Source organism: Bacteroides sp. AM23-12 (assembly GCF_003434395.1).
Classification (GTDB): domain Bacteria; phylum Bacteroidota; class Bacteroidia; order Bacteroidales; family Bacteroidaceae; genus Bacteroides; species Bacteroides thetaiotaomicron.
In genome coordinates this window covers 1-16,879 of sequence record NZ_QTLF01000012.1, presented here as the reverse complement: position 1 = coordinate 16,879, position 16,879 = coordinate 1, and the positions used below count along the sequence as shown (strand labels likewise).

7 protein-coding genes are annotated in these 16,879 nt (G+C 47.0%); all 7 read left to right on the top strand.

Going from position 1 to position 16,879, the window contains the following annotated elements; genetic code table 11:
• The first annotated feature begins 149 nt into the window (after positions 1 to 149).
• The 7 genes from DW640_RS12080 to galB all read left to right on the top strand — a co-directional run bounded on the left by DW640_RS12080 (position 150) and on the right by galB (position 16,452).
• A complete protein-coding gene (locus tag DW640_RS12080) occupies positions 150 to 3,677 on the top strand; it encodes a two-component regulator propeller domain-containing protein (RefSeq protein WP_048697213.1) in 3,528 nt (1,175 codons plus the stop codon).
• 115 nt (positions 3,678 to 3,792) lie between these two features.
• A complete protein-coding gene (locus tag DW640_RS12075; protein ID WP_117578255.1) occupies positions 3,793 to 6,435 on the top strand; it encodes a cellulase family glycosylhydrolase in 2,643 nt (880 codons plus the stop codon).
• A gap of 54 nt (positions 6,436 to 6,489) precedes the next feature.
• The gene (locus tag DW640_RS12070; protein ID WP_117578253.1) at positions 6,490 to 9,465 is read left to right on the top strand and encodes a TonB-dependent receptor; all 2,976 of its coding nucleotides are present in this window, start codon (positions 6,490 to 6,492) and stop codon (positions 9,463 to 9,465) included.
• A gap of 19 nt (positions 9,466 to 9,484) precedes the next feature.
• Positions 9,485 to 11,062 carry a RagB/SusD family nutrient uptake outer membrane protein gene (locus DW640_RS12065; protein ID WP_048697220.1) on the top strand — a complete coding sequence of 526 codons (1,578 nt, stop codon included), beginning with the start codon at positions 9,485 to 9,487 and terminating at the stop codon, positions 11,060 to 11,062.
• 23 nt (positions 11,063 to 11,085) lie between these two features.
• Positions 11,086 to 12,828, top strand: coding sequence for a DUF5114 domain-containing protein (locus DW640_RS12060; protein WP_048697222.1), 1,743 nt, complete (start codon positions 11,086 to 11,088; stop codon positions 12,826 to 12,828).
• Positions 12,829 to 12,851: 23 nt separating this feature from the next.
• Positions 12,852 to 13,940, top strand: a complete 1,089-nt coding sequence (locus DW640_RS12055; RefSeq protein ID WP_029425438.1) for a glycosyl hydrolase 53 family protein — start codon at positions 12,852 to 12,854, stop codon at positions 13,938 to 13,940.
• A 64-nt stretch (positions 13,941 to 14,004) separates the two neighbouring features.
• Positions 14,005 to 16,452 (top strand): beta-galactosidase GalB, encoded by a 2,448-nt coding sequence (gene galB, locus DW640_RS12050; RefSeq protein WP_117578251.1) that lies wholly within the window; start codon positions 14,005 to 14,007, stop codon positions 16,450 to 16,452.
• The last annotated feature ends 427 nt before the right edge of the window (positions 16,453 to 16,879 follow it).

The following is a 16,879-nucleotide window of genomic DNA, read 5'->3' as shown; positions in this document are numbered from 1 at the left end:
CCGAACTATTCTGTTTTATAAATATAGAGCAAAGGAACAAAAAGACGGGGAGATTTACAAGTGTAACCGACATTTTTCCTACATTTGCAATCAAGAGTGCTAATATTAACACAACAATTAAAGATTTAATGCCTTGCAAACCTGATATCATGTATCAACGAATCATAGCCATTCTTTTTTTCCTTTGTGCATGTTGCATTCAAAGCAGCACCGCCTATGGACAAAAAGTAAATTATCAGCAATTCGACAATATTTATCTCGGTGCTGAAGCATCGGTGGTCAGTTGTTTCCTTCAAGACAGCGAAGGACTGATATGGATAGGTTCCAACAAGGGATTATTCAGTTATGACGGTTATTCCACACAGCAGCATTTCACTTACGGAGAAATCAATAACACCCGTATCTATTGCGGTGTCATTATAGATAACACCTATTTATATATGGGTACGGACAACGGAATCCTAATCTACAATTACCGGACTGACCGCTACGAGCAACCGGCAACAGACTTTCCGACAGATGTACGCACAATGGCACTTCAAGGAGATACCCTGTGGATAGGCGCATTAAATGGCTTATACACCTATCAGCTGCAAAACCGGAAGCTAAGTCCTCTCGGCACAAAGCGCAACGGATTACCCCATAATACCATCTACTCCATTATCCGCACCGGAGACAATCAGATTTATGTGGGAACCTACAACGGGCTGTGCCGCTATATTGCCTCAAACGGGAAATTCGAAAAGATTCCCCTTCCCGTCAATAGCAGTCAAAGCAACCTGTTCGTCAATTCCTTGCTGGAAGATACGGGCCGCCAATGTATTTGGATCGGTACGGAAGGTTACCTTTTCCAGTATTTTCCATCAACCGGACAGATGAAGCAGACAGAAGCCTTCCATAACAACTCGATCAAATCACTGGCTCTGGATGGAAATGGATATCTGCTGGCAGGTACGGACAACGGCCTGTACGTCTATCACAATGATGTCACTCCTCTACAGCACATCATTCACGATTCCCGCAATATCCAGTCGTTGACGAATAACATCATCTGGAATATCTTTGCCGATCAGGAACATAACATCTGGCTGGGCACCGACTACGGCATTTCCCTTTCACGCTACAACAGCGCCCTGCAATTTATTCCGATCTCACAGATTACAGGTACGGGAGACGGAAATCAGTTCTACTCCCTATTCCGCGACTCAAAAGGTTTCTACTGGTTTGGAGGTACCAACGGATTAATCCGCTTCACCGATCCTGCCGGAGACAAGCATAACGCTATCTGGTACAGAATGGGTGACAAGACTTATCCGTTATCACACAACCGTATCCGGCATATTTACGAAGATAAGGAACAGCAGCTATGGATAGCTACCGACGGAAGCATCAACCGCTACGATTATGCAACCCGCCAATTCGTGCACTATAACATTGTAGACAGTACAGGAACATATAACACCAACTGGACTTATTATATGTTCGAAGACAATGCCGGACATCTGTGGATTTCAACCTGTCTGGGAGGAATCTTTGTAGTAGACAAGCACAGGCTGATGCAGTCTGCCTCCGGACAATATGTAGCCGAACAGAATTACTCCGTCCACAACGGACTGTCCGGCATGTTTATCAACCAGATTATTCCCGATAATGAAGGCAATGTATGGGTGTTGCTCTACAATAATAAAGGGATAGACAAAATTAATCCCCGCACACGGGAAGTGACAAAATTATTTGCTGACGAATTAAACGGAGAGAAAAGCCCCAACTACCTGTTATGTGATGAGGACGGTATGCTCTGGGTAGGGTTTCATGGCGGTGTCATGCGTATCAATCCCAAAGACGAGAGCCAGCAAAGTATCTCTTTCGGAAGTTTCAGCAACAACGAGATTTTGTCCATGACTTCCGTAAAGAATCACATCTGGGTGTCCACTACCAACGGACTTTGGATAATCGACCGGAAAACAATGGATGCCCGGCTGCAGAATATGACAGACAAGCGCTTCACAAGCCTGCTATTCGATCCGAAAGAGAATTGCATTTATCTGGGAGGAGCTGACGGCTTCGGTATCTCACACCCCGATATACAAACCATACACCAACCGGAACGCCCGATCCTGTTGACTGCCTTATACATTAACAATCAACTGGTATCACCACGCACCAGAGATGACGTGCCCAATATCCGATATACCAACTCGATCGAATTAAAATATAATCAGAATAACCTGTCATTCGAATTATCCGATCTTCCTTATTCACTGGATGAGAAAAACAAGTTCGTTTATCGTCTGGAAGGAATGGACAAAGAATGGAACTTCCTGAAATCCAATATCAACCGCATTACATACAGTAATCTGAGCTACGGAAATTATCAGCTTATTATCAGCAAACTGGGAAAAGACGGTCAGCCGTCCGACCAGCCTTATATTCTGAATATCCGGATTCTTCCGCCGTGGTACTATACAATATGGGCAAAAGCCATCTATGTTTTACTGCTGCTTAGCCTGATTGCATGGACAATCAACTTCTTCCGGGTAAAAAACCGCCTGAAAGCAGAACGCAGGGAAAAAGAGAAGATTCTAGAGCAGTCCCGCCAGAAAATGGCCTTCTTCACCACCCTGTCCAATGAATTAAAGACGCCTCTCAGCAGGATTATTGCTCCCATCAGCCAATTACTTCCGGCTACAGAGGAAGCGCATGAGAAGCAAACACTGGAAGAGGTTCAGCGCAACGCCATGAAAATAAACTCGCTGATTCATCAGGTACTCAACTTCAACCGGATTGAAGACAATAAAGATTCATTGCTTATCCTGTCGCGCATCGAACTGGTATCGTTCAGCCGCAGTCTATTCTCTGTATATGAAGAAGACAAACGGTTCACTTTCCATTTCGAAGCAAACAAAGCAAAGATTTATGCCGATATGGATGCGATCAAACTAGGAGTGATATTGGATAATCTATTGTCGAATGCCGTCAAGTTTACCTCCGAGGGTGGAAATATCCGTTTATCCCTTTTCTATCGGCAAGAAAGCGGTCTGCTGGAAATTTGCGTATCCGACACAGGAGCAGGTATCCCGCAACAGGATATTCCTTATATTTTCCAACGTTTCTTCCAGTCACCTCATAGCGGCAGCAAAGAAGGTACCGGTATCGGGCTTTACCTGGTAAAGACTTACACAGAACTGCATGGTGGCTCTATCAACGGAGTCACTTCCGAAAAAGGAAAGGGAACTTCCATCGGACTGAGTATTCCGGTCACCGCAGTAGAAGAGGATGAAATACCGGCTGCACAGTCTAAAAAGCAGTTAGAGTCTCTTCCTGTACTTAAACCGATCGAAGCTGAGTCACAGGATGAGAAATTCCTTTCGAACATCATCCGTCTGATCGAAGATCACCTCTCCGATGCAGACCTGAATGTAAATGCACTTTGCGAACTGTCGGGAATCAGTAACAAGCAGATTTACCGGAAGATCAAACAACTGACCGGAATGTCTCCGGTGGAATATATCAAATCTATCCGAATGAAGAAGGCTGCCATGTTACTGCAACAAAAGAAATTCACCGTTGCCGAAGTGATGTATATGGTAGGCTTTTCCAATCACTCTTATTTCTCCAAATGTTTTCAGGCAGAGTTCGGAAAAACGCCACGCCAATACCTGAATGATGAGTTGTAGGGGCATTTCAGGGCATTTCGTCCTATTTTTATCCTTATATGTCCAATCTGTGCTTTTATTAAAATGACAGGTAATCTATCTTTGCCGCTATCAACAAACCAGTAAATTTGATAGCATGAAAAGACAGTTTATTCTTACCTGCATTTGCCTGTTATTTACCTTTGTCGGCACACAAGGGAAAACGACTTCCATACCTACTATATATATAGATGGAAACGGAGTGATGCGTTGGAGCGACACTCATCGGGAAGCTTCCTTCTTCGGTGCAAATTATACTACCCCTTTCGCTCATGCTTACCGTGCTCTCGGATACTTGGGAGTAGACCGTAAGGCAGCTATAGATAAAGATGTGTACCATCTTTCCCGACTGGGATTCAATGCCTATCGTATTCACTTATGGGATGTGGAACTGACAGACGGAGAAGGAAATCTTTCAGAAAACGATCATCTGGACCTGATGGACTACCTGATTGCCAAGCTGAAAGAACGGAATATCCATATCGTGATTACCGCACAAACAAACTTCGGGAACGGATATCCCGAACGGAACGAGCCGACAAGCGGCTTTTCTTATAAGTACGACAAATGCAGCATGCACTCCGAACCGGAAGCTATTGCCGCACAAGAAAGATATCTCTATAGTTTGGTGAGACACACCAATCCCTACACCGGACTGGCTTACAAGGACGATCCGTCTATTGTAGGATTTGAAATAAATAACGAACCTTGCCATTCCGGCACAAAGGAAGAAGTAAAATCCTACATCAACCGGATGCTGAAAGCCATACGCAAAGCCGGCAACCGGAAGCCTGTATTCTACAATGTAAGCCATAACGAATGGACAGTAGAGGCATACTATGACACCGATATCAAAGGAACGACTTACCAATGGTATCCCATCGGTCTAGTATCCGGACAAACACAACAAGGGAACTTCCTTCCCTATGTAGACCGCTACGATATTTCATTTGCCGATAAAGTAAAAGGCTTCGATAAGAAAGCCCGAATGATTTACGAATTTGATCCGGCGGATATCATGTACTCTTATATGTATCCGGCTATGGTCCGCACTTTCCGCACAGCCGGCTTTCAATGGATTACCCAGTTCGCATATGACCCGATGGACATTGCCTACGCGAATACCGAATATCAGACACATTTTCTGAATCTCGCCTATACCCCGCACAAGGCAATCAGCATGAAAATAGCTTCCGAGGCAGCACAAAGCCTGAAGAGAGGCGCATCTTACGGAAGTTATCCACAAGATACGTTGTTCGGTGAAGGTTTCCGGGTAAGCTATACAGAAGACCTCAGCGAACTGAACAACGGAAATAAATTCTATTACTCCAATACCACCCGTACGCAACCCAAAGATGCCTCACAACTGGTATCCATCGCAGGGTGTGGAAGTTCTCCTGTTGTGCGCTACGAAGGTACAGGCGCTTATTTCATAGACCGTCTGGAAGACGGAGTATGGAGACTGGAAGTGATGCCTGATGCAATCATCGTCAATGATCCGTTCGCCAAACCTTCGCTGGAGAAAGAAGTAGTAACCATCGCTTACGGTGCCTGGGACATGGCCTTGCAACTTCCGAACCTGGGAAATGCATTCACCCTTTCCGCCATTCAATCGCCGGCCAATTCAACACTTGCTTCCTCCGCCCACAGAGAGAACAGCAGAAAAGAGGAAGTGAAAGACGGAGTGATTCACTCCCTCCGTCCGGGCGTTTACCTGCTGCAACGCAAGCATTGTGCGCCGAAGCAAAACTGGACAGCCGATTCGCAATGGAATACGATCAGACTGGGCGAATACGCGGCTCCCGCACCACGGGCAACGAGTTACCGAGTTATGCATACACCTGCCACCACTGTGGAAGCCAACAAACCATTGAAGATCACAGCACAGATAACAGGTCCGGAATTTCCCGACTCCGTCATCATTTACACCGACAAGATCTCTTTCTGGAACGATCACAATCCGTCCGTCAAGATGCAGCGCACAAACGGCTATACATATCAGGCAACGATACCCGCCGAAGAGATAAAAGAAGGTTATTTCAGGTATAACATCATCGTCTGCCGGGGCGACAGTACCCGTACTTATCCTGCAGGGAGTTCCGCTACAGGAAGTTCTTCCGGTACAAACGGAAATCCGCTGGACTGGGACTACACCCTCAGCCAATACTGGACTACCCGTGTAGTCGCCCCAGGTAGTGCGATACAGTTACTGACTGTAACAGATACCCATAGCCGGATAGAAGCCTATACACTCCCCGAATGGAACGAGCTTCACCGGAGTTTAACCGATTCATCTCCGACAGAAAAGCCATTGCTCCGGTTCACCTTTACATCAAAAGGAGAGAATCCGCAATACTTCCTTCGCACATTTGTCAAAGATAAGATAGACGGAAGAAAAGGCAAAATAAAAGATTGTACCGTCCTCTGTATCCGGGTTAACCGGGCGAAGGCTCTTCCGGAAGGAATCAGTGCCGGTTTCGTTACATCGGACGGATACACGTACAAAAGCCCTTGTCCTTCTCCCTCACCGGAAGGAATCATACGAATCCCTTTGAACCGGTTGCGTCAGACAGACACGGCATTGCTTCCGGTAGCTTATCCCGTCTTCCTGAAACAGTACTTCCAGCCGGAAACGGAAATACCCTTCCAGGCGGAGAAAACAGAAAAGCTGGAAATATCAATGCCGGGCAATGCCAGACCGGTAACAGAGATCGAGCTTGGAGAGATCTGGCTGGAATGATACTATTAACCGATATTTCAATAAAATAAATCTATTATCAATTACACAATAATTATGAACAGTAACATCTTAAATCTACGCCATCTGACTGTACTATTCATCTTATGTACAGCCTTTCTTGGAGGCGCAATTCCTGCCTTTGCCCAACAGGGAGGCAAGAAAATGACCGGACAAGTGATCGATGAGAACAAAGAACCGATGATCGGAGTGAGCATTCTCATTGTAGGAACATCAACGGGTACAGTGACCGACTTTGACGGAAACTACACTCTGAATGTACCGAAAGACAGTAAGGAACTACAATTCTCTTACGTAGGATACGAAACTAAAGTGATAGCTATCCCCGCAAACGGCAACGTACTGAATGTACAAATGAAAAGCGACTCACAAGTACTGAGTGATGTAGTAGTCATCGGATACGGAACGCAACGCAAAAGTGACCTGACCGGTTCGGTGACGAATGTCAGCAGCAAAGACTTCAACATGGGACTGGTAAGTTCTCCCGAACAACTGATTAACGGAAAAATCTCCGGTGTACAAATCATGTCCAACAGTGGTTCGCCTACTTCCGGAAGCACGATCCGTGTACGTGGAGGAGCTTCACTGAATGCAAGTAACGATCCGCTGATCGTATTGGACGGTGTGCCTCTGGAACAAGGAGGTATCAGCGGTAATGACGGCAATTTCCTGAGCCTCATCAACCCGAATGATATTGAAAGCATGACGATTCTGAAAGATGCCTCTTCAACCGCGATCTACGGTTCGCGTGCATCCAACGGTGTCATCCTTATCACTACCAAGAAAGGAAGTTCGGACAAAATGAAAATCACATTCAGCACTACCAACTCTATTCAGACCCGTACAAAGTTAGCGGACATGTTGAGTTACGACCAGTTCGTGAACACCATCCGGACACAAGGAACGGCTGCCCAACAAGCCTTGTTGGGGACAGCCCGCACCGACTGGAACGATGAAATATACCAGAATGCCTTCGGAACGGACAACAACCTGAGCATTACCGGAAAGATTGTTCCGAACTGGCCCATCCGCGTATCGGTAGGTTACTACAACCAAAGCGGTCTGCTCCGTACGGACAATGCCGAACGATACACCGGAAGTGTTACGCTCAACCCTTCTTTCTTTAAAGACCATCTGAAGTTGAATATCAATGCAAAAGGTTCCATCAATAACAACACGTTCGGTAATACGGAAGCCATCTGGGCAGCTTCTACTATCAATCCGACCATTCCGGTTTATTCCGACCTGGACACTTTCGGAGGATATACAGAGGCGGTAGACAATACCGGTGCACCGGTAAACGGAGCAGTAATGAACCCGGTAGGTCTCATCCAAATGAACGACTCGCATAGTAATGTCAGACGCTTCATCGGAAATATCGATGCGGATTACCGTGTCCACTTCTTCCCCGATCTGAAACTGCATGCTACGATAGGTTATGATTACGCACAAGGTAAAGGAAGTGTATATGTTCCGGCAGAAGCTGCACAAAACTACACCACTTCCGGCCTGGATTACAGCTATGGTCCGCAAAAGAAAGAAAACCGTCTGCTGACTTTATACGCCAACTACAATAAACTGGTGGAACCGATCAAAAGTAGTTTTGATGTGACAGCCGGTTATGACTATCAGTACTGGAAAGCAACCAACCCTCTTTACAGTGAAATGAATACACTCGGAGAAGTGCTGAAAACTTCGAAAGCAACCGATGAACGCCATGTACTACTCTCCTACTACGGTCGTCTGAACTACTCGTTCGACTCACGCTATATGCTGACTACCACCGTACGCCGGGACGCTACTTCCCGTTTTGCCAAGAATGTGCGCTGGGGTACTTTCCCTTCGGTAGCACTGGGATGGAGAGTGACGGAAGAGTCTTTCCTTAAAAACAACAAAGTACTCAGCAACCTGAAAGTTCGTGCCAGCTACGGTGTGACCGGTCAGCAAGACGGTATCGGCAACTACAACTATCTGCCCATCTATACTATCAGCCAGAATGGTGCCGAATCTATCATGGGTAATGATTACATTTATACTTACCGTCCCAAATCGTATGTTTCCGACTTGAAATGGGAAACGACTACTTCATGGAATGTCGGTTTCGACTTCGGTTTCCTGAAAGACCGTATTACCGGTAGTTTCGACTACTACACCCGCAAAACGGAAGATCTGATTGCAACCGTCCCCGCTGCAGCCGGAACGACTTTCGACCGTAACATCACGACTAACGTAGGAAATGTAGACAGCCAGGGTATTGAGTTCAGCCTGAACGCAACACCGATACAAACCAACGACTGGAACTGGGATCTCAGTTTCAATATGACCTGGCAGAAGATGAAGGTGAAAAACCTGTCGCTGGCTGCCGGAGCTGCTGCTACCAACACTTCCGTAGGTCCGTATATCGACAGCTATCAGGTACAGACATTAAGTGAAGGATATGCTCCTTACATGTTCTACGTTTACCACCAACTGTATGATGAGAAAACCGGTAAACCGGTAGAAGGTGCCTATGTAGATCTGAACGGCGACGGAGAAATCAATACCGAAGACCTGTATCGCTACCACTCTCCTGCTCCTGACTATATTCTTGGCTTCAGCACCTCACTACGCTGGAAGAAATGGACATTGAGCACCAGCCTGCGTGCCAACATCGGCAACTATGTATACAATGCAATGGCGATGAACACCGGAGCCTGGGAAACGGTAAGCTACAACTCTTATCAGTTGAACAACCTGTCGACGAGCTATCTGAAGACCGGTTTCCAGTCCCGTCAATACTTGTCGGACTACTATGTAGAGAATGCTTCGTTCCTGAAAATGGACAACCTCTCACTGAACTATAATTTAGGTGAAATCTGCAAAGGATGCAGCCTGAATGTCAGTGCTATGGTACAAAATGTATTCTGCATCACCAAATACAGCGGTGTAGACCCGGAAGTACCCAACGGCGTAGACAACTCTTTCTACCCGCGTCCACGTACCTTCTCACTCAACGTAGGTTTCAACTTCTAATTACTTAAAAAAGCGCATTATGAAAAAGATATTTTATACAGCCTTCTATTTTTGCAGCGCACTGCTGCTAAGTTCCTGCATAGGCGATTTGGACCAGTATCCGCATGAAGACGAAACAGCCGCCAGCATCTACACCAGCGCCGCAAACTATAAAGCCGTGTTAGGGAAAATCTATACGGCAATGGTAACTACCGGACAAGAAAAAAGCGGTGATCCGGATTTGAGCAGCAACAGCGGACAGGACTACATGCGTTGCTTCTTCAACCTGCAGGAATGCGGTACGGACGAAGTAGCCTCTACCTGGTTGTCCGGTGACAACGTGACCGGCCTCACCTACCTCAGCTGGGATGCCAACGACCCGTGGGTATCGGATATGTACTACCGTATTTATTACAACATTGCATTGTGCAATGAGTTTATCCGCAACGCTACCGACGAAAAGCTGGCACAATTTACGGAACAGGAACAAAGTGAAATCCGTCATTACCGTGCCGAAGCCCGGTTTATGCGTGCGTTGTTCTACTATCATGCACTCGACCTGTACCGTAACATTCCGTTTGTGACGGAGAATGACCCGACAAGCGGTTATCTCCCTCCACGCTATACAGCCGCACAGATTTTCAGTTATATCGAAAGCGAACTGAACAGCACCGTGAATGATATGCTCGACAAAGCGAATTGTCCTTACGGTCGTGCTTCACAGGGAGCTGCATATACCTTACTGGCTAAACTCTATCTGAATGCGGAAGTGTACACCAATACTTCCAAATATACCGAATGTATCAGTGCCTGCCAACAGGCAATCGCTCAGGGATATTCTCTGGAAGACGATTACAGCAGCCTGTTCAATGCGGATAATGACAAGCGCACTGCCAATGAAATTATCTTCACCCTGCCGGTAGATGCTACGCATACCGTATCATGGGGTTCTTCCACCTATATCATTTGCGGTGCGGTAAGTAATACTTCCGACAAGCAAGTACCCGAAGACTATGGGGTGAAAAGCGGCTGGGGTATGTTCCGCGTACGCGGTGAAATACCAGCTCTGTTTACAGGAGAAGCTGACCAACGCTACTTATTCTTTACCGACGGCCAGACTCAATACCTGAATAAAATAGATGATCAGTCAAACGGCTTTTTTGTAACGAAATGGACCAACCTTACAGATAATGGTCAAACGGCTTCCAATACAGCCGACGGCGGTGTGAACACCGATTATCCCCTGTTCCGTCTGGCAGACGTATATCTGATGATGGCGGAAGCCGTTGTACGTGGCGGCACAGGAAGTGACAGAGGAACGGTATTGGGCTATATCAACGAACTTCAGAGACGGGCATACGGTGACGATGAGCACAAAATAGCAGATTCTGACCTGACTCTTGACTTCTTGTTAAAAGAACGCGCCCGCGAACTTTACTGGGAAGGACACAGACGTACGGACCTGATCCGCTACGGCATGTTCACAACCGACAAATATCTGTGGCAGTGGAAAGGCGGCGAGAAAGGCGGTACAGCCGTAAACAGCAAATACAATATCTACCCGATACCGAATACGGAGCTTACAGCCAATCCGAACCTGTATAATGAAAATTATTAATTATCCTCTAATACGAACGATATATGAAAACAATAAATAGTCTGATCCTCTCTCTGGCAACCCTCTTCGTATTGGGTGCCTGCGAAGAAGACGGAGATAAATATTACTTGTCGAGCCTGACAAGCAATGAACTCATTGCTTCGACAGACAACATCGTACTGACCGAAGCGACCGCACAGAAGAATGTGTTATCGCTGGCATGGACAGACCGTACACTGGCTATCAGCAATCCGAACTTTAAACCGACTAATTTGCTGAAAACCGCCATGCAAGTCTCTTTGAGCGAAGACTTCTCGGGTACTATCGTAGAGTCTGCCGAAACCTCCCTTTCGAAGACTTACAACGGTGCCGAACTGAACATTGTCGCTAATAATCTGGGAGTGGAAGCCAACGTGGCCACAAAATTCTATTTCCGCCTGAAAGGAACGACGGGTAACAACATCGATCCGGCTTATAGCAACGTAGAAGCAGTAACCATCACCCCGTATGAGCTGGATATGCGCTTTGCCAACGTACTCGACCAGAATGCGACTGCCACAGGAATGACCCTGTTCTCCGCCAATACCGACGGTATATACAAGGGCTTCGTCGGTGTAGAGGGCTGGTTCAACTTCTTGGTACAGGAAGCCGACGGTACCATCTGGAGAAATGACAACGAGACCGGAATGCCGTTCCTGCTCACTACAGCCGGCGACTGGAAGTGCTGGTTCCCCGGAACTGCCGGTTGCTACTATATCACATTTGATACCAACAGCAAGCAATGGAACGGACTGCTGATTCCTTCTTTAAATGTCAGCGGAGACATCAATGCCACCATGACATTCGACCGTACCAGCCGGAAATGGACCGCTACATTCAATGCGGATGCAACCGGAACAATCACCGTCCGGATTGACGGAACCGGTAAACTGTATGACCATACCTGCGCCAACCTCAACGACAATGGCGGTTATGACATCGACGATACAAAAGCCAAGGACACCCCTGTCGCATTCAGTGGCAGCAACGCTGCATTGAGCTTTGGAGAAACTGCCGGAGATATCACTGTCAATGTTCCGCAAACAGGAGAATGTACACTGAGCATCGACCTGAGTAATCCGCAGCAATGGACAGCTACCGTAGAGGAAGGCGGCTCCGTAGAACCGGAACCCGAACCGGAAGAAGGACAATATCTGTATCTGCCGGGAATCGGTCCGGACACTGAGTGGGCATACGACCACAAAATAGAAGTCTATTACAAAGAAGAACAGAAGTATGCCGGCATCGTAGACGTTAACTCCAAATATGGAAACTATGCGATGACCTTATTCTCATCGGGCAATGAGTGGGATACCAGCAGAATGTACACCATCGCCAAGGATGATGCTGCCAGCACAGCCGAAAGCGGTACGCTGATTAACGGACAAGGCGATAACATTCCTGCTCCCGATGCCGGACTGTATCTGTTCGATGTATCTCTGAAAGAGCTTACTTATAAGACGTATGCTCTTGGCGACAATATCTATTGTTACTACGGAATAGAGAATGACAACAGCTTCAACCCGATTGCAAGCACCGGAACTGCCGGCGAATACTCCGGTACCATCACACTGGCAACAGATTCCAAATGGGGAGCCCAATTCTATATAGAAAATGCATGGACTGCTTTCTACGGAGGAAGCGACGGCAAGCTATATTACAATGGCGATGGTATCATGCTGAAGGCTGGTACTTATACAATTACAGTGAACCTGATTGACGGAACTTATTCCGCCGTTCAGCAATAACCTTTAGATAACGAAGAACAATGATGAAACAATTCAAAAACATATTGATGGCTTCCGCACTGTTGTGCGGAGCCTTCTTCACCGCTTGCGACGACAACGATGAAAAGCCGGTATTTCCGGAAAATCAAGAGAATGTGTATGATATGTCCGGCTTCGCCAAAGGAGCGGACGTCAGCTGGCTGACAGAAATGGAGAAATCAGGCTACAAGTTCTATGATGCCGAAGGCAACGACCACGAATGCATGTCCCTGCTCCGCGATCTGGGAATGAACTCGATCCGCCTGCGTGTATGGGTAAACCCCGACCAGGGATGGTCTGAAAACGAAGGCTATTTCAATCCCGAAGGCTGGTGCGACAAAGACGATGTTGTGACCAAAGCATGGCGCGCCCACAATCTGGGTTATCGTATCATGATCGATTTCCACTATAGCGACATCTGGGCCGATCCGGGACGACAGGAAAAACCTGCTGCCTGGGCAGACTTGTCTTTCGAGGAATTGCAGAAAGCTGTAGCCGACCACACGACTGATGTTCTGAGTGCCATCAAAGCAAGAGGTATCGATGTGGAATGGGTACAGGTAGGCAACGAAACACGTTCGGGCATGCTGAAACCCGACGGAGCGGCCAGCAGCGGAAACACTGCCAACTTTGCCAAACTGGTAACTTCCGGTTACGATGCCGTCAAAGCAATCTATCCGCAGGCAAAAGTGATTGTACATATCGACGAAGGCAACAATCCCAACCGCTATATCTGGCTGTTCGACGGACTGAAAGCAGACGGTGGCAAATGGGATGTAATCGGCATGTCACTCTACCCTGATCCAGAGACACAGGACTGGCGCAAGCTGAACAACGACTGCATAAGCAACATAAAAAATCTGATCGAACGCTATAATACTCCGGTCATGATGTGCGAACTCGGCATTAACTGGAATTACGAAGAAGCAGAAGCATTTTTTACCGACTTCGTGACAAAAGCGAAAGAAATAGACCAATGTCTGGGCGTATTCACCTGGGAGCCTCAGTGCTACGGTGGTTGGAAAGGGTATCACAAAGGTTTATTTGACGACAGCGGCAAGCCGACTTCTGCATTTAATGCCTTCAAACGATAAATTTATTGAATCCTTTTCATAACTTTACCCCGAATCCCTAATTTATATACCTGAAAAAGAGAAAATGAACATGAAACACCAAAAACAGTTGCTAACTGTACTTTTGATGAGCGCAGCCAGTATGCTGCAAGCACAGCGCAGCGAAACGCTACTCGAAAAGAACTGGAAATTCAGTAAAGGAGATTTTCCGGAAGCTGCGCAGACTGACTACAACGATACTAAATGGGAATCGGTCGTTATCCCACATGACTGGGCCATCTTCGGACCTTTCGATGTGAACAACGACCTGCAAAATGTAGCAGTCACACAGAACTTTGAGAAAAAGGCATCACTGAAAACCGGACGTACCGGAGGTCTTCCATATGTCGGAACCGGATGGTATCGCACCAGTTTCGATGTTCCCGCCGACAAGGAAGTCACTCTCTTGTTCGACGGAGCAATGAGCGAAGCGCGTATATACGTCAACGGACAGGAGGCTTGCTTCTGGCCTTTCGGCTACAATTCTTTTCATTGCAACGTTACCCCTTTCCTGAATAAAGACGGAAAGAACAATACACTGGCGGTACGCCTGGAAAACCGTCCGCAGTCTTCACGCTGGTATCCGGGAGCAGGTTTGTACCGCAATGTACATCTGATTGTGACGGACAAAGTCCACGTCCCCGTATGGGGTACGCAGATCACCACTCCCCATGTCAGTGATGAATTTGCCGCCATACGCCTGCAGACAAAGATAGAGAATGCCGGCGAAAAGACGGAAATCCGTATAGAGACAGAAATCCTGTCACCGGATGGAAAGGTAGTGACACGTAAAGAAAACAAAGGACGCATCAATCACGGGCAGCCGTTTGAACAAAACTTCATCGTCAATGCGCCTCAACTCTGGTCGCCGGAAAGCCCCGCTCTCTACAAAGCCGTATCCAACGTGTATGCAGACAATCAGCTGGTAGATACCTACTCTACCCGTTTCGGTATCCGCAGCATTGAATATATTGCCGACAAAGGTTTCTATCTGAACGGAAAACACCGCAAATTTCAGGGGGTATGCAATCACCATGACTTAGGTCCGTTGGGTGCAGCCATCAACGTAGCGGCACTTCGCCACCAGCTCACACTCTTGAAAGACATGGGATGCGATGCCATTCGTACTTCCCACAACATGCCGGCTCCCGAACTCGTGGAATTGTGTGATGAAATGGGATTCATGATGATGATCGAACCGTTCGACGAATGGGACATCGCCAAATGTGAAAACGGATATCACCGTTACTTCAAGGAATGGGCAGAACGCGATATGGTGAATATGCTGCACAACTATCGCAACAATCCTTGTGTGGTAATGTGGAGCATCGGCAATGAGGTTCCCACCCAATGCAGCCCTGTCGGATACAAAGTTGCGAAGTTCCTGCAAGACATCTGTCATCGTGAAGATCCTACCCGCCCCGTCACCTGCGGCATGGACCAGGTATCTTGTGTGCTTGCCAACGGATTTGCCCCCATGATCGATATTCCCGGTCTGAACTACCGCGCCAACCGCTATCAGGAAGCATACTCCAAACTTCCGCAGAATCTCATTCTGGGTAGTGAGACCGCTTCTACCGTAAGTTCACGCGGAGTCTACAAATTCCCGGTTGAGGATAAGAAAAGTGCGATATACGACGACCATCAATGTTCTTCTTATGATGTAGAGGCTTGTTCGTGGTCAAATATCCCTGACGAGGACTTTGCATTGGCAGACGATTACCACTGGACCATAGGACAGTTTGTATGGACCGGCTTCGATTACTTGGGTGAGCCTTCTCCTTACGATACCAATGCCTGGCCCAATCACAGTTCCATGTTTGGCATTATCGACCTCGCCAGTTTGCCCAAAGACCGCTATTACTTATACCGCAGCATATGGAATAAGGAAGCGGAAACACTGCATATCCTGCCGCATTGGACATGGCCGGGACGCGAAGGTGAAGTAACTCCAGTATTTGTTTACACCAACTACCCTGCTGCCGAACTGTTTATCAACGGCAAAAGCTATGGCAAACAAAGCAAGAACAACAGTTCATTGAAGAGCCGTTATCGCCTGATGTGGATGGATGCTGTATATGAACCGGGTGAAGTGAAAGTAGTAGCCTATGATAAAGACGGAAAAGCAGTAGCAGAAAAAGTGGTCCGTACAGCCGGCAAGCCTCATCACATCGAACTGGTCAGCAACCGGAATGAACTGACGGCAGACGGAAAAGACCTTGCTTATGTAACCGTGAAAATAGTAGACAAAGACGGAAACCTCTGCCCTGCCGACAACCGCCTGATTAACTTCTCCGTCAAAGGAGCCGGAACATACCGTGCCGGAGCCAATGGTGACCCAACGAGTCTCGACCTGTTCCATCTTCCGAAGATGCACGCTTTCAACGGAATGCTTACAGCTATCGTACAAACGAATGAAACAGCCGGAGAAATTATTCTGACTGCCAAAGCCGGCGGAGTGAAAGCAGGAAGTATCCGTCTTCTGACGAAATAATCGGTCTACATAAAGAAATATATTTGAAAAATTGCTGTCACCTGTCACCAAACGAGTGATAATAGTCTGATAATTAAACCATAAGACCGTGACAGCAACGTGTGATAGCAGTGTGATGGCAAGTATTGCCGTCACACTGCTGTTTCATCTTAGCTCCCTCCTGCACTTCTACTGATATCAAGTCAAGTTCGTTTCCCTATTTGAAACTATAGTTCCCATTGCTTGAAACTCTAGTTTCTATTGCTTGAAACTTTGGTTTCATACGCTCGATACTTTTGGTTTCAAGCCTTTGGAACTATGGTTTCTTACTGATGAAACTACAGTTTCTCACCGATGGAACTCTAGTTTCAAGCAGTGGAAACTTATCAAGCCTACAGCTTATTGATGTGTACTGGTTTTAGTTGACAACTTCGTTTGTTATAACTGA

What these genes read in the sequence shown, in the direction of transcription:
- DW640_RS12080 (WP_048697213.1), top strand. Translation starts at nt 150, where the DNA reads ATGTATCAACGAATCATAGCCATTCTTTTTTTCCTTTGTGCATGTTGC.
- DW640_RS12075 (WP_117578255.1), top strand. Translation starts at nt 3,793, where the DNA reads ATGAAAAGACAGTTTATTCTTACCTGCATTTGCCTGTTATTTACCTTT.
- DW640_RS12070 (WP_117578253.1), top strand. Translation starts at nt 6,490, where the DNA reads ATGAACAGTAACATCTTAAATCTACGCCATCTGACTGTACTATTCATC.
- DW640_RS12065 (WP_048697220.1), top strand. Translation starts at nt 9,485, where the DNA reads ATGAAAAAGATATTTTATACAGCCTTCTATTTTTGCAGCGCACTGCTG.
- DW640_RS12060 (WP_048697222.1), top strand. Translation starts at nt 11,086, where the DNA reads ATGAAAACAATAAATAGTCTGATCCTCTCTCTGGCAACCCTCTTCGTA.
- DW640_RS12055 (WP_029425438.1), top strand. Translation starts at nt 12,852, where the DNA reads ATGAAACAATTCAAAAACATATTGATGGCTTCCGCACTGTTGTGCGGA.
- galB (WP_117578251.1), top strand. Translation starts at nt 14,005, where the DNA reads ATGAACATGAAACACCAAAAACAGTTGCTAACTGTACTTTTGATGAGC.